This window comes from Thermodesulfobacteriota bacterium, assembly GCA_039028315.1.
Taxonomy (GTDB): domain Bacteria; phylum Desulfobacterota_D; class UBA1144; order Nemesobacterales; family UBA2774; genus CR02bin9.
The window spans coordinates 1-19565 of the sequence record JBCCIH010000013.1; the positions used below are offsets into that span (position 1 = coordinate 1).

Here is a 19565-nt window from a genome sequence, read left to right on the forward strand (position 1 = left end):
ACTATAAGGCCTATGAAAACCGCAGAGAATAGGGCCAAAAACCGAGTAAAGGCATCGCTTATGTCCAGATTAGGACCTGTAGTTAATAAAAGTCCGAAAGGAAATAGAAGCCCGGCCTGAAGACCTGAGACCGCAATATCCTTACTACTGCTTGCAATATATGCAGCGATAAACGTCGCAAGACTATAGAGCGATATCACAATCAAAAAATGCGGCGATATAGAAATCACCATTATACTAATAAAACAAAAAGTAATTCCCAGTACTACTCCTATAATCCCATACCTGCTTTTCATAAATGCTTGACCAAGGTTTGGTATAACTCCAAATAATATTGCAAAGAATACGACCTGTCCGCCTCCGGGAAGACCTATAACTACCTCACCAAACATTAGGATAAGGAAAATCACAACTGTTTTAACTCCAGCTCTAAAGCCATCTTGATCAATATATAAAAATGAGCTTTTTCTTTTATTCTCTACCTGTTTTGTATGTGTTAATCGTTCCGCCATCATAACAGAGTATTGGTTATTGTGAAATACATTGATCGCCTCTGAGATTCTAAGAATTTTATCAGTAATATCATCTATCACCGGCAGCATCGCACCAAATGCATGTAAGTCTTCATAGTACTCATCATCCAGGTCTTTAACCTCGTGCATCTCTCTATATATCTGGTGAATCGACTCTACTTGATCCTTTAGTTCCTTGTCTTTTATCTCTGAGGGGCTATCTGTTCCAATTACGGATGACATTACAGAAAAACTTTCGGAAATTAGGGTCATTATGCGACTTAAATTTTTTTCAACTTTATCGTTCTTTAAGAACATATGATCCTTTAATAGCAGATCCTCTAATACTTCTATCTTAATATAGATTCCCCTTGAGAAGGTGATTATCTTCATATACATATCTATCGGAAAATCTTTGTCCTTTTCCTCTTGTTGCATTCTATTCACATAGTTCACTAAATTGCTAAAAGTTATAAGGGATATTGAAAGGCTGCGGCGGTTTTTTTTCTCAGCAGCGTTTTCACTTAGGTAACCGCCAAAGAGTTCTGAGAGGTCTTTATAAACAGTTTTCAAAGTAAGCTGAAATACACCCCTGCTGCGATTCGGCCAGATAAGAGAATCAACTATCCACGCAACAATGATTGCAAGAAGAAGCTGAATCATATAGCTATCAAAGGTATTGGCAGCCTGTGCAAGTGAGTCATATATAGACGTATACATAGCCATCGTAGAAGCAACACCTCCAACAAGAAGTGAAAGAAAATATTTAAAGTTAAGGGCAATGACAAAAAATATCCATATAGAAGTAAGCGCAACATATGCAAGTTTAGAGTCCAAAAACAAATAGCTGATTATCAAAGTTAGGGCTCCGCTAATTAGCGAGACTATAAAAGCCCTTATACCAGCACTCAGAACTTGCCCGTGAAATAGACTCAATATTAAAAAGACAAATAAAAGGGAAAAATATGCTAGGTGTAAATGAAAGATATTATTTATAAGAATGCATATAATGCCACTGAGAACTATCTTTAAAGCAATTTTGACCCTAAACGCTTCAAAATATTGATTTAGTGTAAGTTTCTCCATATGGAAAATTATATAACTCCTACCTGCGGCTAAATGGTCATGTATAGAATCATTGACATATATGTCGATCTGATGACATAATCATAATAACATAGATCATTTGTGGAGGATGATATGTTTTTTCCAGACACACTTCTTGGCGGAGCTCTCCTACTCTGGTTCATATTGACGGGCCTATCTCTAATTGTTCTTATTTATGATCTTCAGACCAATACCCCAGCTCAGTGGGTAATGAAGCTAGCTTGGATATTGATAGTTCTCTATACAGGGCCGGTCGGGCTGATCATTTTCTTTCTCTCTTGCAGGCAACCGCTCCCGGGAACGCACGATGACTATATTGCTGCGCATTGGAAGCAGTCGGTTGGCTCTATGATGCACTGCGTTGCCGGAGATGCAACTGGAATCATACTTGCGGCAATCGTTACTTTTCAGCTCGCTTTCCCAAACGGGCTGGATCTAATAATCGAATACATTTCTGCATACATTATCGGGCTCCTTATTTTTCAAGCGCTTTTTATGAAATCTATGATGGGCGGAAATTATTATGTAGCTATTAAAAAAACTATTTTCGCTGAAACAGTTTCAATGAACATGGTCATGGTTGGAATGATCCCTGTAATGGCCATCATGAGAGGCCTAATACCAGGAGGCGGAGATCCTGAGAAACCTATATTCTGGGGAATCTCAGCCATTGCAACTATGGCAGGAATGATCACTGCTTATCCAATAAACTCATGGATGGTTGGGAAAGGGCTTAAACACGGTATGATGTCAGCTGTAACAGATGCTAGTAAATCTATGGACATGTCAGAGCATAAAGAGTCTGAAGTTACGCTAAATACCAAACTCGGAGTTGTTGTACTTACATTTGCGATTTTAGGAGTCGCTATCTGGATAACCTCATTTTTTATTGAGCTAAAACTTTGATTAAGTCCATTTCGTGTATACAAAAAACAAGCTGAGTATTCATGTTGTCTAAGAATGCCCGGATGATAAACTGTATTTATGGCCAGCCCTGAGAAGATTAAACAGCTTAAAGAGCTATACGCTGAAAAAAAAGATTCAATTAAGGCCCAGCTTTCAGAATTCGATGATGTTAAAGCCGGAGCTGATGACAGAAAAATCTTTGAGGAGCTCACATTTTGTATTCTTACTTCCGCAGTCGGACCTAAAGTCGGCGCTAAGTCTTTAAGTGCAATTAGAGATATGCTGCTAGAAGCATCACCTGAGGAAATGGTAGAAAAACTCAGCGGAGTCCATAAGTATCCTGAGAAAGCATATTATATAGTGCACACTAGAGATTATTTAAAGGACCAATACGGACTTAAAATGAACGACATCATACAATCTCACAAAGACCCTTTAGAACTTAGAGAATTTTTCGCCCTGAATAAAGACATTAAAGGCTTAGGGCTTACGCAGGCGAGTCATTTTCTGCGGAACGTAGGCTGTAAAGGATACGCTATTTTAGATAGGAACGTTGTAAGATCTCTCTATGATTTGGAAGTATTGGATAATCCCAAACCGCCAACTACGAAAAAGAAGTATTTAGAAGCAGAGGAGAAGATGTCGGCATTTGCGTCCGAGCTTGGAATTGATATCGAAGAGCTTGATATGCTGCTCTGGAGTATGAAAACAGGCCACATACCTAAATAGAAAGCTCAATAAATACTTCGGCATACTTCATCTCAGTCTTTCCGTGCCGCTCATCAAAGATTGCACGGTATCTGTTTAATCCAAGCATGCCGTCAGTATAGTTTTTATAGTCAAGCTGGCTCTTGTGAGCCTCAATTGCCATAATTTTCTGATCTACAAATTCGGAAATATCCTCTAACCTATCGTAAGTGGTAAAAGGTGTCCAGACTTCATAACACCAGATTTTCTCTGGTTTTTGATCTAGCGCCGCCATCACTTCAACAACTAGTTCAGAGACTATCTTGTGCGTTGGGTGTTTATCAATCTTAGGGTGAGGTATATATACTTCCTCTGGTTTAAATCGAGTTAGTGTTTCTTTGAAATCATTTTTGAAATGATCTTTATTATCGTCAGATTTAACATCATCTAACTGAAGTGGTATTAAAGTCTGAACTCCTAGAGCAGAGACAGCCTCTCTAGCCTCCTGGAGCCTTACTTCTGCCATCTTATCTTCGCTGTGGCCTTTTAGTGAAGTGCTGCCGCTGCCGTTTGTTGCTAGTAACGAAACAATCTCATAGCCGCCGTCAATCATTTTCGCAGCCGTGCCGCCCATACCAATCTCAAGATCATCTGGGTGCGGTGATACCACCACTATGCATTTACTCATGTGTTATATTGTCCTTGACAAATTTGCCCCATCAATCAGTATTAATTTAACTGAAATTGGAGTATATGAAATGGAATTTGAACCAATAATAGGTCTTGAGGTTCACGCGCAGCTTAAAACAGAATCCAAAATATTCTCAACTGAATCTACTGAGTTTGGTGGAAGCCCCAATAGCCATGTAAGCCCTGTTTGTCTTGGCCTTCCTGGTGTACTGCCCGTGCTTAACAAAAAAGTTTTAGAGTATGCTTTTAAGGCAGCCATTGCACTTAACTGTGAGCTTCACCCAAGATCCCGCTTTGCCAGAAAAAATTATTTCTACCCAGATCTTCCAAAAGGCTACCAAATATCTCAATATGAGGAACCTTTTTCTAGCGGCGGATGGGTTGAAATTACAGTTGACGGCGTTACAAAAAAAATAAATTTAACCCGAATTCATATGGAAGAAGATGCGGGCAAGCTGGTACATGAAAATCACGGCAGTTCAAGTTATGTGGATCTTAACAGAGCTGGTGTGCCGCTTGTTGAGATAGTGAGTGAGCCAGAGATCACAAGCGCTCAAGAAGCAGTGGAATATATGAAGAAGCTCCGCTCGATACTTAGATACATAGGAGTTTGTGATGGAAACATGGAAGAGGGTAGTTTAAGGTGTGACGCTAATATTTCAGTTAGGCCAAAGGGAAGTGACAAATTAGGCACAAAGGCAGAGATCAAAAACGTAAACTCTTTTAGGTACGTACAAAAAGCAATAGAGTACGAAATAAAAAGACAAATTATGCTGGTCGAGAACGGTGAAGAAGTCGTTCAAGAAACAAGACTGTTTGATTCTAACAAGGGCGTTACCTTTTCTATGAGATCAAAAGAAGAAGCTCATGACTATAGATATTTCCCAGACCCTGACCTTATGCCGGTCGTTATGGAACAAAAGTATATAGAAGAGCTAAGAGAATCTTTACCTGAGCTGCCCGATCAAAAACTAGCCAGATTCAAAGAACAGTACGGACTTCCCGAATATGACGCGGCGGTTCTCACTGATTCAATTGAGATAGCAGACTATTTTGAGAACTGCCTTAAAGAGCATACTAATCCAAAGACTGTGAGCAACTGGATTATGACCGAGGTCCTAAGAGAAGTTAAAGAGGGAGACGAAGTTGATTCATTCCCTATTACCCCGAAAAAATTAGGGGAGTTACTCAACCTCATTGAAAACGGAACAATTAGTGGAAAGATTGCCAAAGAAGTTTTTGAAGAAATGCTATCTAGCGGAAAACACGCAACACAGATAGTCGAAGAAAAAGGTATGACTCAAATCTCAGATCAGTCAGAGCTTGAGAATATTGTCACTGCGATTCTTGACGCTCATCCCGATGAAATAGAAAGATATAAAGCTGGTGATCAAAAGCTCATGGGATTTTTCGTAGGCCAGGCGATGAAAGAGACAAAAGGAAAAGCAAACCCAAAGGTTATAAACGAACTTCTTAGAAAAGCATTATCAGAATAGAAACTCAGATAACAAGCAGGCCGCGAGGCTTGGTTTGACATAACGGGAAATAGAATGTATTTTCCCATCGCAATTTATGAAGAAAGCACTCCTCGTACTAGAAGATGGCAGCGTTTTTGAGGGTTACGGCTTCGGAGCCCAAGGAGAGGTGTTTGGAGAAGTAGTTTTTAATACCTCAATGACAGGCTATCAGGAAATTCTGACAGATCCATCCTATAATGGCCAAATTGTTACTATGACCTATCCCCAGATCGGAAACTATGGGGTAAATGAAGAAGATGTTGAATCACGCAGGCCCTTTCTTAAAGGTTTTGTGGTAAAAGAGTACTGGCGGACTCCCAGCAACTGGCGCTCACAGGGAGATTTAGAATCATATTTAGATAATTACGGCATTGTTGGGATTGAAGGGATTGATACAAGGGCGCTTACTAAACTAATTAGATCCAAGGGCGCTCAGAAAGCAGTAATCTCGACTGAAGATTTAGATTCAAAGAGCCTTCTTAAAAAAGTACATCAATCAGATGGGATAGTAGGTATAGACCTTGTGACTGAGGTGAGCTGTGAAGATCCATATAAATGGGACGAAGGACCTTTTAAATGGGAAGATGATCTGAGCGAAGTTGCTGATCCAAAATTTAAAGTTGTTGCTTATGATTTTGGCATAAAACAAAACATACTTAGAAAACTAACCGAGCATGGATGCGATGTTACAGTTGTTCCTTCCAGAACTCCGCCGAATGAAATACTTGCTTTAGAACCTGATGGAATATTTTTGTCCAACGGCCCGGGTGACCCTTCTGCTGTTGCATACGCTGTAGAAAGCGTAAGAACTCTGGTTGGCAAAAAGCCGATATTCGGCATATGCCTTGGGCATCAGATACTAAGCCTGGCCATGGGAGCAAAAACCTATAAGCTTAAGTTTGGCCATAGGGGAGCAAATCAACCCGTAAAACAGTTAAGTTCGGGAAAAGTAGAGATCACATCTCAAAACCATGGTTTTGCTGTTGATACACAAACTATTAGTGACGATGTAGAAGTCACGCATATAAACCTAAATGACGACACCATTGAAGGCATTAAACACAAAAAGCATCCTGCCTTTTCAGTACAATACCACCCTGAAGCCTCACCAGGACCGCATGATGCGTCCTATCTATTTGAAGAATTTATAAAACTTATGAAGGGAGATAGTTAAAACTAGGCAGCTCTTTGGCCAAGTATATCTTGAGCCAGCTTCTCAGCCTGATCTATCCCGTCAACAGTCTCACCGAGTATTAAGTTGTATGCCTCTTGACCAATCTCAAGAGTAATATCGTAGCTCTTTCTGTTTTTGGTTTCATACTCTGCCAGCGGAGAGATGATGTTATCTAGGTATCTGTAAAAAGCATCCATTGTCCTTCTTCTAACTCTTCCGTATCCCTTAACCATTTGGGCGCTCTTGGCAATTTGGGCAGCGAGTTTGTTATCATAAGACGAATACTTGATAAGAGACTCAGTATAGCGCTTAATCAGCCTATGTTCTTTTTTATATCTCCAAGAGTACGGCCTCATAAATTTGATCTTGGTCAGCATGAGCATCCTAAGATATCCAAAGAAAGAGTTGGTTACCGGCGTCTGTCCCATTGTTAAAGGCTTTTTTCTTCTCCAAATCTTTTTAAAGAGTCCTGTCCTGGTAAAGCTAAGAACAGGCGCCACCAAAACGTTTGGCAATAGGCCATAAATCTCCTCAGCATCAGGTTTTAGATAGTCAACCACATGAAAGACCTGATCCTCTTTGACCCTCATTTCCTCTCGTATGCGTTTAAACCTATCTGACTTAATTTTTAACTCGGCAACTCTTATACCATCCTCATAACTCATTAAAAGCGCTAGATTCTTGGCATAAGCTTCTGTCAGAACATAGTTTGTGCCCTTAGTGTTCTGATCTATAACATATATATTATTTACCTCGCTTAAATATTTGTCTGCATAGCCCAAGTCCTGATAATCCATAAGCCGATAAACAGATTCTGCAAGAATTTGCCTTAACTGCGCTGGGTAATCGGATTCAATATTTTTGATACGTGCTAGATATGCTTTCTTTTCTTCGCTTAAAAGTTTCGATGATCTTTCTTCCACAAACTCATCCCACTTGGTAGAGTCTGTAAAATTACCATTATTGTTGTTGTGGGCATAGTTCCATCCGACTTCAAATGCTTTTAAACTTGCATTGGTAGCCACGCCTACCATCTCAATTGCCTTGATAAATGATTTTTTATCAATTGGTACAGCTCCCGACTCACAAAGAGCGCCCAATAATATTCCATTTACAGCCAGTTCATCCATACCGTTTGCTTTTGAGAGTTCAAGAGCATTTAGCTCTATCATTCTGGTGGAAAAAGCGTTTGCAAGTTTCCTAAGATTTTCATCTGAGTAAATGCCGCTTCCAATGGGCATCTTTTCTAGTGTGGAATATATCCTGTGTGTGCTAGTTACAATTGTAGTTTTGTCCGATCCGTATCCAAGCTCTAGTGCTCTACCCAACTCTAAAAACTCCTGAGCTAAGATAATATCAACCTCACCTGGCACGGGGAACTGAGCAAAAATAAGCGGCTTTTCCTCAGTCTTTGGCTTAGGGTGGGCTTCGAGATAGTAGACGGTTGATCCGCCTCTTTGAGAGAGCCCGGGAAGGCTTATACCCTGAGCGTCATAGTCCTCTAAAAAAAATGCCTGAACAACCCATTCGGTTAACACCCCGCCTCCCTGTCCTCCAACTGCGGGGATTAATACTTTAATTAGGTCGCTCTTTTTATTCATTGTTATTTCTTACAGGCTACTCGGACTAGCCCATCCATCCGTTTTTGGAAATCATTTTTAGTAATGATCTATTAATTTTTGCGCCTAGTTTGTCAAACATAGATGGATTATCGACTATCTCCACTTTATAAAACGAAGGACACAGCACAGCGGCATGAGCAATTTCACCGCACAGTCCACAACCCACGCATGAATATTCAATATGTGCCACAGGATCATCTCTAAGAACAGTTGGACTGTCTTTTAGAGTAAGTGAGGGGCAGCCGTTATAGCGCATGCAGGAATGATCACCTGTGCAAACCTCTGGGTCAACGCCGAGCTTTTGCTGTTTTACGCGTTTTCCTGCTTTAATTTTCTCTTTTATAATTCCTCTTTCACGCCTGGTTTTCTCTAACTGGCACTCAGCACGTGAAATAATAACTTTAAGTCCCTTTTCCTCATCATATGCGTTTCTTAGAACGTCAATTGATTCTTGAAGATCATATGGATCAACTGTCTTAATCCACTTAACTCCAGCTCCTTTAAGAGCTTTCTCGATGTCCATAACCACGCCCTCTTGGCGCATGTTATTTCCAGAAGCAGGGTTTTCATGGTGCCCGGTCATAGAAGTCCAGAAATTCTCTAAGATGATTAAGATTGCATCCTGATTGTTGTATACAGCGTTTGCTATGCTGGTGGTAAGTCCGCTATGCCAAAATGTGCCGTCACCCATAAAAGAGATGACTCTCTTATTTGCCATACGAGAAAGCGCTGAGGCTGAAGCTAGCCCTATTCCCATTCCAGTGATTGAGTTACTAAGATCAAACGGAGGAAGCCCACTCATTGAGTAACACCCAATATCAGATGCATAGTAGGATCTGCCGTAATCTTCTTCTAAGATTTTAATAGCTGTAAAAATTGGCCTTTCAGGGCATCCTGTACAGAAAACAGGGTTCCTTTTGGCAACTGGTTCTTTTAAGTAATTTGCGGCTTTTTCTTTATGCTTTTCAGTATATTCACTTCTCTCTTTGATTCTCTCTTTTTCGTACTCAGAGAATGTATTCTTCAAAAGAAAACTACCAACACCTTTTGCTATGTGATCAGGTGTATACTCACCAGCTTTAGGGAGTATATCTTTTCCAAAAATGTCTAGACCTAACCTCGCCCTTTGTGCAATAGAACGGATTTGCTCCTCTAGAAGGTTAGGCATTCCCTCTTCGACAATTAATATTGCTTTTTTATCTCTCATAAAGAGAATAATCTCCTCTGGAACTAGAGGATTTGTAACGTTTAAATTAAGTATAGGAAGTTTTGTCTCCCCGTATAAATTGGCCTCACCAAGATTATAAAGACATCTCATAAGCGAGTTGTAAATCATTCCATGTGTTATGATTCCGATAGACTTTTCATCACCGTCAAAAAATTCATTTAGCTTATTCTCTAAGATAAATTTCTGAGCTGCAGGCAAACGGTCGTTATATTTTTTCTTCTCATGATCAAATGTGAATGGAGGAAGAGGAATTGTCTCAAGATCGGTTTTAAGATCCTGAATTTGATCGAGCATGCTTATAGGAGGTTGTATATTGTCATCACATTTCATCTTGTTCATTATGTGGGCTACCCTGGTAGATAAGAGAAACATGATGGGCATATTTGAATACTCAGAGAGCTCAAAGCCCTTTTGAACCATATTTGCCACATGCTCCAGATCACCCCTTGGATCCATCACTGCCATCGTTGACTTAAGAGCAAAAGGAAGCGCCCTCTCAGCTACACATGTACTGTCACAGCCGTAATCCTCACCTACAATTATCATTGCCCCGCCAGTAACACCAGAGGAGGAAATATGAGATAGAGCATCAGAGGCAACGTTGGTGCCGACGATCTTCCAGTTAACAGATCCTCTTATCGGATAGCTGATTGAAGCTGAAAGAAGTGAAGCTGCTGAAGCCTCATTGCCTGAGCAATCAAAGTAAATGCCTTTTGGCTTTAAAATCGTGTCGTAGGAATCAGATATTGCATCGATCAGGCTTGCAGTTGGTGATCCTGGGTAGCCGCCTAAATATGCCACACCGGACTGCAGAAACGCCTTTAAAATAGCAAGTGGAGTGTCTCCGTATAGTGTCTCGCCTTTGCCGAAATTTAGTTGCTCGAGCAGTTCTTTTGAATAACCCATATATTTTCCTTTTGAGGCGCCAATCTGTTTGTAAGATTGAGATATAATGTACCAGATAAGAGCCTTGGATACTAGAAAAATTATTTAAGACAGGGATTTATAAATATTTAAGTGGCTGAAATCAAACAGAATTAAGGCTGTCTCGAATCACGTAGTAATATTCTCTTAGCGCCTCTTCCTGTCTGTATGTAACAAAGTGAACAGGCCTTCTTTGCTTAACCTCTTCAAGCGCTTGATCAGCGCTAATCCCAAGATGGTGAATTAAGTAGCTTGCCAGCATGATATTTGTTCTTCCCATCCCTGCGTAGCAATGAACCAATACTCTTTTATTTTGAGCTATTTGAGTTTTTGTGAAATCAATAAACTCTATAAAATCTTCATACTCAGGTGGTCCAAAGTCATCAATTGAGATGTTCTTAACCGTAAATTGATCATGATCCACAAAATGCTCTTTTTCCTGCAGGTTTACAATAACATCTATGCCATTAGATCTTAAAAAGCTTAAATCATCATCGAGTGGATAAATAAGTCCTGGCCTCTCCATTCCGGCAATAGTGTCTTCTACAATCCATGAGAATCTCTCAGGCATGACTAAAACCCTCTCTTTAATTCTGAAACATATTTATCCGCTTGTCTGGTAGGCTCAGGAATCCTATAGCCTCTTGAGCACTCTTTTGCAATCTTGATAGAGGTTGAAAGGTTAATCTTATGGCCGATTGAAATAAATACAGGCTTAGTATTCCTCTTAGTTCTAAGCACAGCTCCAATTTTCTTTCCGTCCTTGGCAACCAAAGATTCAGATGAACCCGGGACATCGTCTGGCATATTGTAGTCTCCGTAGAGCTTTTTCTTAGCTATGCCCATTGCCGGAATGTCAAGTAGTACGCCTACATAGGACGCTATTCCAAAACCTCTGGGATGCGCAATGCCCTGCCCGTCAAGGATAAGTACATCAGGTTTAGTCTTAAGAGCTTTGTAAGTTTTAATTATTGCAGGTCCTTCGCGAAATGCTAAAAGTCCAGGTATATATGGAAACTGTTCATCCACCACTTTAAATGCTCTTTCGGTCTCAGATAGCTCGGGGTATTTAAACACAATAATGCCGCATACAAGCTGATTTGTATCTTTTAGAATCGCCAAATCAGCCCCGGCTATGGTTTTTATTGATCTAAATCCATTTTTGGAAGAGACTTTATTCTTAAGCTCTTTCTGAATAGATATAGCCTCAGAATAGTCAGGGGGACTTGCGCTGTATAACTTTTGCAGCCTAGTATTGTTAATGGGAGACATATATTTCTTTTAAAGCTCGTTTAAATTTAGGCGCATAAAGCAATTCAAAGGCAAGCTCTTTTTCTGGGAAGAGCCTAAGCGCGTAGGCTCTCACTTTATCAAAATGCTCCAAAGCTTCATCTCTACTCATATCGGTCTGATAGATTAAAGACAAAGTTAGATCAACCATAAATCTAAGCCTTCTAAGCTTTTTGTTTTCTTCGGTGATGTCTTGGCTTGTTGGTTTATCCTTTTTCATATCTTCCCAATCACAACAATTTAAACAATCTCAATTAGAGTATACACTAACTTTATAGGACTCAGATATCTGCACCTTATTTGTCCATGAGTATAAAATTCGGTAGAATCAAACTTCAACTACAGTTCACTAAAGTAGATAATATGAAACTGAAAATGGCATTTGTGATGGATCCGGTAGATAGTATTAATACCGAGAAAGACACGACATTTGTGCTGATGCTTGAGGCTCAGGCAAAGGGTCATGAGGTTTGGTATTTAGAGCTTAAAGATCTGTTTGTAAAAGAAGCTAGGCCATATGGAAATGCTACCCCAATCACACTTGAAAGGAGTGAGGTTTTTTATCATTTAGGACAGACACAAACTCTTAGTCTCGATAGCTTTGATACAGTATGGATGAGAAAAGACCCTCCGGTTAACAATGATTTTCTTTACGCAACTTATATTCTAAGCCTGGTTGATGAAACCAAGACTAAAGTAATTAATAATCCAACAGGTATTAGAGAATCCAATGAGAAGATGTATTCACTGTTTTTCCCTGAAATAATTCCTGACAGCCTAGTTACAAAAAACATATCAGAGCTTCAGGAGTTCTTAAATGAGTCTGGGGGAGAAATGGTGGTTAAGCCTCTTGACGGTCATGGTGGAGAAGGAATTTTTTATGTGCGAGAGGGTGATAAAAACGCAAATGTAATTTTGGAGAGCATCACTAAATTTGAGAGCGAATACATAATCGCCCAGAAATTTATAAAAGAGGTATCAGTTGGTGACAAGAGAATAATAATATTAAACGGAGAGCCTCTGGGAGCCGTTCTCAGGGTTCCTAAATCGGGCGGGGAGTTCAGATCTAATTTCCACTCAGGGGGAAGCCCGGCAAAATCAGACTTAACTGACAGAGACCTTGAGATTTGCCAACTTATTGGCCCTAGACTAAGAGAGGACGGGCTATATTTTGTCGGCATCGATGTAATCGGAGGCTATGTTACTGAGATTAATACAACAAGCCCTACCGGAATACAGGAAATTAATAATCTTGATAGAGTCAAACTTGAAACTAAGGTTATAGAGTTTGCTGAGGAGCTTTGTGGTTAAGGAGAGGTCATGAAAATATCTAAAGAAGATGTAGTTAAAGTAGCCGAGCTTGCAAGACTTGAATTTAGAGAAGAGGAAGTTGAAAAATTCACCGAGCAGCTTGGTAGCATATTGGAATACATTGAGAAATTAAACGAGCTTGATACCGACAGCGTCGAGCCTACATCGCATGTGTTAGATTCCTCTACTCCGCTTAGAGAAGATAAACGGGTAAAAACACTCAGCACCGATCAAGTTCTTCAAAACGCGCCCGAGAGTGAAGATGATTTCTTTGTTGTGCCACAAGTGATTGAAGATTAAGGAGAATTACAAACATGGATGTAGAGCATTTAACTATTAAACATGCGTCTGAACTTATAGAATCAAAAGAGATTTCACCAGTTGAGCTTGCAAATGCTTTTTTGCAAAGGATTGAAGAAAAAGACCAAGCTCTAAATACTTATATCTCGGTGATGGCAGATAGAGCTCTTGAGACAGCCGCCCAAGCAGAAAAAGAAATATTATCTGGAAACTACAAAGGGCCTCTTCACGGAATACCTTTAGCTCTTAAAGACATATTTATTACTAAAGATGTAACGACCACATGCGGCTCAAAGATGCTCGAGAATTTCATACCTCCCTATGACGCAACAGTAACTCAGAAATTAATGGATTCAGGCGCCGTTATTCTAGGTAAGAATAATATGGACGAGTTTGCTATGGGCTCATCTACTGAGAATTCTTTTTTTGGACCTACAAAAAACCCATGGGATATTGAAAAAGTCCCTGGCGGATCTAGCGGCGGCTCGGCATCTGCTACTGCAGCCTCACTTTGCATGGGATCTATAGGAACCGATACTGGAGGATCAATTCGTCAGCCGGCGGCATTTTGCGGAGTGGTCGGAATGAAACCTACCTACGGGAGGGTAAGCAGGTTTGGCATGGTAGCTTTTGCCTCATCACTTGATCAGGCAGGACCCTTTACGAAAACCGTTGAAGACACCGCACTAATACTAAATTCCATATCAGGACACGATCCAAAAGATTCAACTTGTGCAAACGTTGCTGTGCCTGATTACACTCAGGCCCTAAAGGATGATCTCAAAGGACTTAAGATTGGGGTTCCGAAAGAGTATTTTGTTGATGGCATGGACGAAGATGTAGAGCAAGCTGCAAAACTAGCTATATCAGAATTACAAAATCTAGGCGCTGAGATTATAGAAATCTCTCTACCTCATACAGAATATGCAGTGCTCACTTACTATATAATTGCCCCATCGGAGGCAAGCTCAAACTTAGCCAGATACGACGGAGTTAAATACGGATACCGCGCCCAAGGGGCAGAGACACTAAATGAAATGTATTTTAAAACAAGAGCTGAGGGATTTGGCGATGAGGTAAAAAGAAGAATAATGCTTGGCACTTATGCGTTGTCCTCCGGCTACTATGATGCTTATTACCTAAAAGCACAAAAGGTAAGAACACTCATCAAAAAAGACTTTGACCAAGCGTTTGAGAAAGTAGATGCTATCGTAGCTCCTACAACACCTGAGGTTGCATTTAAAATTGGAGAGAAAACCCAAGATCCTCTGACAATGTATCTCTCAGATGTACTGACTATCCCATGCAACATAGCTGGACTGCCGGGAATATCAGTTCCTTGCGGATTTTCTAAAGAAGGTCTTCCTATTGGTATTCAAGTACTTGGCAAAGCGTTTGATGAAGAAACTGTATTACATGTTGCCCACAGCTATGAGAACAATACAGATTGGAGCAATAAGACACCTGAGATTTAGGGCCTATATCTTGTTAAAAATAGACTGTAAAATATATAAATGGTGATCACAACATGAGTGAAAAGAAACAAAAAGTCTGTATGCTGTGCGGAAAGCCTTCTGAAGACTCTATATGCGATGAATGCAAGTCGAATGTTCAAGGCGAGGCTGCGCACAGAAAGCAGAAAATCGAAAAGCAGGTTAAAGTCGGATCAGAAGTCGAAAAGGATAAGATAGTAAAGAAGGAGCTTGAGAAGTAAATCCGAATTAGCTAACTACTTCTTCCATATTTCTAGAGCCTTCTTATATATCTTACTTTTCGAAATCCCGCTTTCCCCAACTACCTGAGAAACAGCGTCCTTAAGTGATAAACCATCTTGCTTTAATAGTTCCAACATAGTATCAACAGTATTAGAATCAAATTCCTGAGATTTTTGTGCAGCACCTTCTACAACCAAAGTAAACTCACCTTTCACCGAGTCTTTCTCTTTAAAATACTTTAAAACTTCTGACAAGTTTCCTCTAATTGTCTCCTCATACATCTTAGTTATCTCCCGGCTAGCTGAAGCATTTCGGTCGCCTAAAACCTCAATCATAGCCTCTAGCGTATTTATTATTCGATTGGGAGATTCATAAAATATTAGCGTCTGGGGCAAATATTTAAGCTCATTTAGATATTCAGATAATTTCTTTTTTTGTTTTGGCGGAAATCCGTGGAATCCAAAACTCGAGGTAGAAAGCCCTGAGACGCTAAGCGCTGCCATGGCTGCTGAGGCCCCAGGAATCGGGACAATTTTTATACCGTTTTGAGATGCGAGCTTTACTATCCTATAGCCGGGATCTGACACCCCCGGCGTTCCCGCATCTGATACAAGAGCAATACTACTACCTTCTAGGAGAAGTGATACGAGCTCCTTAGATTTCTCTACTTCATTATGCTCATGATAGCTCGTTAGGGGTTTTTGTATTTGGTAGTACGAGAGAAGTTTCTTCGTAGTTCTTGTATCCTCACAAGCAACTAAATCAACCTCTCTTAAAATATTTAGCGCCCTTAAAGTAATATCATCAAGGTTTCCAATCGGCGTTGAAACTATATACAGCTCAGAGCTCATAAGCTAATTCTATTATATTAACTTCCACCGGTTCCGTCGCAATTTTTCCACTGCTCAGCGTTAAGGCATTTGTCGACACCATCTCCGCCGTCAAGGTTATCAGTTCCTGGTCCGCCGTCTAAAAAGTCCTCAGCTTCATTGCCTTCTAGGGTATCATTGCCTTCACCGCCGTATACTACATCTAATCCGCGGTTTCCTTTAATCCTGTCATCTCCGGCATCTCCATAAATTTTATCAGGGCCTTTGTTGCCTTCTATTATGTCATTACCTTCTCCGCCGCAGATATAGTCCTTTCCTTTCTTTCCGCTAATCGTGTCGTTTCCGCCAAGACCTACTATTACGTCGTCGTTGTCTGTCCCTGTCAACACATCGTTACCCTCTGTACCGACAATTGTGGCTACTCTACCGTCACAAGTTGGTGGCGGAGCCTCTTCTGCAGCCTTTTTATCATCTGGCTGAGCAATAGATATTCCAAAAGTTAATAATAAAATTCCCAATGTTAAAACTGCTAGATTTATTGATCTCATAACTACCCTCCTTATTTTCGTGTTCTCAATCTCAATTAAACTACTTAAGCTAAAAAAAGTCAAGGTCTCAAAGTGGTAAATAAGTGGCGGAGAGCGAGGGATTCGAACCCCCAAGTCCGTAAGGACGCCGGTTTTCAAGACCGGTGCAATCGCCGTTCTGCCAGCTCTCCGGAATCAAGTTTTAAGGACTTATATTGTCCCCGAATTTGTGGGATGATTCAAGAGATATACTCACAATTGGAATTCTAATCATCATTATTACTGGAAAAGAAGTAGTTAGATAACTTTCCGGGCAAAAACTGCTATAATAGCAATATTCACAAACAAATTTGGAGGGGTAGATGATTAAAATTTCCGTCTTTAGAATCCTAGCATTTTCAGTTTTTATCGTTGTATTTTCTCTCTTATCTAATGATTCTCTTGCCTTTAATCCAGAGGATGAGGCACTTAGGGAACATGCACAAACCAGGAGTCTCGATATAACTACAAGAGGCATGGCATTTGTAATACCATCTATTTCTGTTCCAAATTTTGTAATGGATTTTGATGAGCTGCCAGCTGGTCCAACAACTATTGAGGATATCCTAAGCCAATTTCCTTACGCACCACTTACCGCGCTTAGTTTCATAACTGATCCAGGGACGTCACAATATAATTTTCAGACAGGTGGAGGCAGGGCTCTTGCCCCAAACCCCGATGAATCCGGAGATCTATTTCTAGTAGATCCTAACGGCACATATGGAGAAGCCAATGTTCTAATTATAGAACTCACCCATGCCATATCGGAGTTCGGTTTCGAAGTGGGAGACTGGGGAGGGCCATTTAATGCGCATCTATATAATGGTGCAGATATGGTTGGCTCGGTGACTGTGCTTAGCTTTGACAATGAAAGACTTCATTTTATAGGTAGCACTGATCCCTTTGACAGAATTGAGCTCACAGCTGATCCTCAAAACCCAAGGGCAAATTGGGTAATTCCTGCATTAATTCTTCCTGCGGACAGTTTCACAATACCAACAATGTCTGAGTGGGGCGCTATGGGGCTGGCTTTGATATTAGGAATATTCTCAGTCATAGCGTTTAGAAGAAAGAAAACTGCTTGTTTATCAATATTTGCTATTATTTGTTTTGCTACGGTTTATTCAAATACAATAGATTCAGCAATAGCTGAGACAACTCCAACTAGGACCCTTACTTTCGTAAACAATTGCACAGATGATATTTGGGTCGCTGCTGCAGGAAATACCGGAGCTTGCACCCCTAGTAATGACGGCGCCTGTGCAAATCCTCCATCGTGCACAAGTTCAAACGACTGTCCAATTAATGAATACTGCGTCTCGACTCTTCATCAGAGCGTAACGACAAATAGCTGCGCAACAAATGAAAACACTATGTGCACAACAGACTCTGATTGCGCCTCCGGACAATTCTGTAACACTCATACAAACACATGCTGGCAGGAAATAACTAACTTCTGCAATCAGGAAACCACTAACAACGGCGGATGTCCTCCGGGCGTAAACAAGCCCGGAGCAAATACGGACGCAGCTTGCTCGGATTCAGAGCCATGTCCAAGCGGGCAGACCTGTAACGCTGCCACAAACACTTGCTGGACAATAGGTCCTCCAGGATGCGGATGTGACACGACACTCCCTACTCCTTCATGCTCTTTTAGACAGTGCACTTATGTTCCTGTGAATGGAACAAATATAGACTCGATGGACATGTGCACCTCAAACCAGGACTGCGGCACAGAGGTAATGCCTCCAGTATCATGCTCGCCAACTAATGAATGTGCATCAAATCAGTACTGCAACGGCACCACCGACACATGTCATTGGGTGGGTGGTGAAGTCACTACTCCAATGACAACAATGTGCACAACAAATTCTGACTGCACCGAGCCCCTTGAGTACTGTAACCCTACAACCAACACCTGCTGGGCAGAGCAATACTGCAACAGCTCGACGAACACCTGCTTTTTTGTGGCCACAGACGGTAACGGCTGGAAACTTGACGCTCAAAGCGGTGGAACTGCTGGTATGAGCATGGTAGATATTCCGGTCACCTGGGCCGGCAGGTTTTGGGGAAGAACCAATTGTGAAACTAACGGCAGCGGACAGTTTCTATGTGATACGGGACAATGCACAGGTATGACAGCCGATAGCAGCGGGAACGCTGAGTTTTCACTTAACTGCGAAGTCTCCGGGAATCCCCCTGTAACAGCTGCTGAATTTGCTATGGGGATAACATTCTCAAACGGAAATGTCACAGATTTTTACGATATAAGCATGACAGACAGCGCAAACCTTGCAGTCTCAATTGTCCCCGATCCTATGACATACGATATGAGTATGAACGGCGGAATTGCAACCACTGGAGGAACTGACCAGATGGGAAGCTGCACAACTAATGCAGACTGCCCAACGACTGCTGCGAACGGTCCTACCTCAATAGCCTCGACATTTAATTTTAAATGTGACACTATGCTCGGTAAATGCGTGAACACATATCAGTGCGCAAGCCCTGGATGTGTTGATCCCACAGGATGTGATGCAGAGGGAATAAACACAACCAATATTGAATGCTGTCCATGGGACCAGGCAAGCTGCGGCACCGGCACAACAAATGGTTTTGCAGTTTCAGAAGCTAACTGTTCTGCAAATGTTTTTGGGACTGATGTCACCTCAATGACATGGAACTGTGATGATTCAGGTGCATGCGGAAATGCCGGGAACACACCTTCGAACAGCTCATATGAAGGCTGTTTGGGAGCTGATCAGGCATGCGTTTTGGGCGGCAACCCAACTGATCTAAACTGCACGGGTCAGCCCAAGTGCCAGCAGGACAGCGACTGTGTCTCTACTCCCGATATGGCGGGAAGATGTCAGAGCGGAGTGTGTACGAGCTCGATGACTACCGCCATGACCCAGCTATACGGCTGCACAGGAGCGGCTAATCAAGGCGCAACATCATGCTACAGTATGCCGACTGCAGACACCGAGATAAACTTTGATTTTTGCTGCGGCTGCGCTGCTTGGTCGCCTATTAACAACAACGGGAAGTCAACATGCGCTGAAATTCCAAATCATATGCCTACGACTATATTTTCTAACCCAGAATGGGTGAATAACTCAGAGCCTATGGTAAGCGCGTTTCATGACGCCTGCCCTCAGGCCTACAGTTTTGCATTTGATGACAAGG

At 41.3% G+C, this 19565-nt stretch carries 18 protein-coding genes and 1 tRNA gene; 9 read left to right on the forward strand and 10 right to left on the reverse strand.

Features of this window, described 5'->3' with window-relative positions:
• The coding region (locus AAF462_01800; protein MEM7007847.1) for a hypothetical protein at window positions 1-1370 on the reverse strand (1370 nt) is incomplete at its 3' end.
• 342 nt (window positions 1371-1712) lie between these two features.
• On the opposite strand from AAF462_01800, the gene AAF462_01805 reads away from it, so the two are divergent.
• Both AAF462_01805 and AAF462_01810 read left to right on the forward strand, forming a co-directional pair.
• Window positions 1713-2525: a DUF4396 domain-containing protein gene (locus AAF462_01805; protein MEM7007848.1), complete on the forward strand. Its 813-nt coding sequence runs from the start codon at window positions 1713-1715 to the stop codon at window positions 2523-2525.
• A 78-nt stretch (window positions 2526-2603) separates the two neighbouring features.
• On the forward strand, window positions 2604-3254 hold the full coding sequence (locus AAF462_01810; GenBank protein MEM7007849.1) for a hypothetical protein: 651 nt from the start codon (window positions 2604-2606) through the stop codon (window positions 3252-3254).
• Here AAF462_01810 and AAF462_01815 read toward each other — a convergent pair.
• Window positions 3247-3900, reverse strand: coding sequence for a PIG-L family deacetylase (locus tag AAF462_01815; GenBank protein ID MEM7007850.1), 654 nt, complete (start codon window positions 3898-3900; stop codon window positions 3247-3249). The two genes, AAF462_01810 and AAF462_01815, sit on opposite strands and share 8 nt — an antisense overlap.
• A gap of 70 nt (window positions 3901-3970) precedes the next feature.
• Here AAF462_01815 and gatB point away from each other — a divergent pair, with 70 nt between their 5' ends.
• A complete protein-coding gene (gatB, locus tag AAF462_01820; protein MEM7007851.1) occupies window positions 3971-5398 on the forward strand; it encodes an Asp-tRNA(Asn)/Glu-tRNA(Gln) amidotransferase subunit GatB in 1428 nt (475 codons plus the stop codon).
• Between the two features lie 76 nt (window positions 5399-5474).
• Entirely contained in the window at window positions 5475-6593 is a 1119-nt protein-coding gene (gene carA / locus AAF462_01825) for a glutamine-hydrolyzing carbamoyl-phosphate synthase small subunit (GenBank protein ID MEM7007852.1), read from the forward strand.
• Window positions 6594-6595: 2 nt separating this feature from the next.
• On the opposite strand, the gene AAF462_01830 is transcribed toward carA, so the two are convergent.
• The 5 genes from AAF462_01830 to AAF462_01850 all read right to left on the reverse strand — a co-directional run bounded on the left by AAF462_01830 (window position 6596) and on the right by AAF462_01850 (window position 11877).
• Complete coding sequence (locus AAF462_01830; GenBank protein MEM7007853.1) at window positions 6596-8194, reverse strand: indolepyruvate oxidoreductase subunit beta family protein; 1599 nt, start codon at window positions 8192-8194, stop codon at window positions 6596-6598.
• A 25-nt stretch (window positions 8195-8219) separates the two neighbouring features.
• Window positions 8220-10349 carry an indolepyruvate ferredoxin oxidoreductase subunit alpha gene (locus AAF462_01835; GenBank protein MEM7007854.1) on the reverse strand — a complete coding sequence of 710 codons (2130 nt, stop codon included), beginning with the start codon at window positions 10347-10349 and terminating at the stop codon, window positions 8220-8222.
• 121 nt (window positions 10350-10470) lie between these two features.
• Window positions 10471-10938: a dual specificity protein phosphatase family protein gene (locus tag AAF462_01840; protein ID MEM7007855.1), complete on the reverse strand. Its 468-nt coding sequence runs from the start codon at window positions 10936-10938 to the stop codon at window positions 10471-10473.
• A 2-nt stretch (window positions 10939-10940) separates the two neighbouring features.
• Window positions 10941-11639 carry a deoxyribonuclease V gene (gene nfi, locus AAF462_01845; GenBank protein ID MEM7007856.1) on the reverse strand — a complete coding sequence of 233 codons (699 nt, stop codon included), beginning with the start codon at window positions 11637-11639 and terminating at the stop codon, window positions 10941-10943.
• Window positions 11626-11877 (reverse strand): hypothetical protein, encoded by a 252-nt coding sequence (locus tag AAF462_01850; protein ID MEM7007857.1) that lies wholly within the window; start codon window positions 11875-11877, stop codon window positions 11626-11628. Before AAF462_01850 ends, nfi begins: the two co-directional genes overlap by 14 nt.
• A gap of 143 nt (window positions 11878-12020) precedes the next feature.
• Here AAF462_01850 and gshB point away from each other — a divergent pair, with 143 nt between their 5' ends.
• Genes gshB through AAF462_01870 form a run of 4 tightly spaced genes read left to right on the forward strand, consistent with a single transcriptional unit; the run spans window position 12021 to window position 14982 of the window.
• Complete coding sequence (gshB, locus tag AAF462_01855) at window positions 12021-12968, forward strand: glutathione synthase (GenBank protein ID MEM7007858.1); 948 nt, start codon at window positions 12021-12023, stop codon at window positions 12966-12968.
• A gap of 9 nt (window positions 12969-12977) precedes the next feature.
• The gene (gene gatC, locus AAF462_01860) at window positions 12978-13268 is read left to right on the forward strand and encodes an Asp-tRNA(Asn)/Glu-tRNA(Gln) amidotransferase subunit GatC (GenBank protein MEM7007859.1); all 291 of its coding nucleotides are present in this window, start codon (window positions 12978-12980) and stop codon (window positions 13266-13268) included.
• Between the two features lie 14 nt (window positions 13269-13282).
• The gene (gene gatA / locus AAF462_01865; protein ID MEM7007860.1) at window positions 13283-14743 is read left to right on the forward strand and encodes an Asp-tRNA(Asn)/Glu-tRNA(Gln) amidotransferase subunit GatA; all 1461 of its coding nucleotides are present in this window, start codon (window positions 13283-13285) and stop codon (window positions 14741-14743) included.
• A gap of 53 nt (window positions 14744-14796) precedes the next feature.
• The gene (locus AAF462_01870) at window positions 14797-14982 is read left to right on the forward strand and encodes a hypothetical protein (protein MEM7007861.1); all 186 of its coding nucleotides are present in this window, start codon (window positions 14797-14799) and stop codon (window positions 14980-14982) included.
• A gap of 15 nt (window positions 14983-14997) precedes the next feature.
• Here AAF462_01870 and rsmI read toward each other — a convergent pair whose 3' ends face one another.
• The 3 genes from rsmI to AAF462_01885 form a co-directional block, all read right to left on the reverse strand.
• Window positions 14998-15834 carry a 16S rRNA (cytidine(1402)-2'-O)-methyltransferase gene (rsmI, locus tag AAF462_01875; protein ID MEM7007862.1) on the reverse strand — a complete coding sequence of 279 codons (837 nt, stop codon included), beginning with the start codon at window positions 15832-15834 and terminating at the stop codon, window positions 14998-15000.
• A 17-nt stretch (window positions 15835-15851) separates the two neighbouring features.
• The gene (locus tag AAF462_01880; GenBank protein MEM7007863.1) at window positions 15852-16361 is read right to left on the reverse strand and encodes a calcium-binding protein; all 510 of its coding nucleotides are present in this window, start codon (window positions 16359-16361) and stop codon (window positions 15852-15854) included.
• Window positions 16362-16445: 84 nt separating this feature from the next.
• Window positions 16446-16531 (reverse strand) — tRNA-Ser (locus AAF462_01885).
• A gap of 171 nt (window positions 16532-16702) precedes the next feature.
• On the opposite strand from AAF462_01885, the gene AAF462_01890 reads away from it, so the two are divergent.
• On the forward strand, window positions 16703-19565 hold a 2863-nt coding region (locus tag AAF462_01890; GenBank protein MEM7007864.1), incomplete at its 3' end, for an IPTL-CTERM sorting domain-containing protein.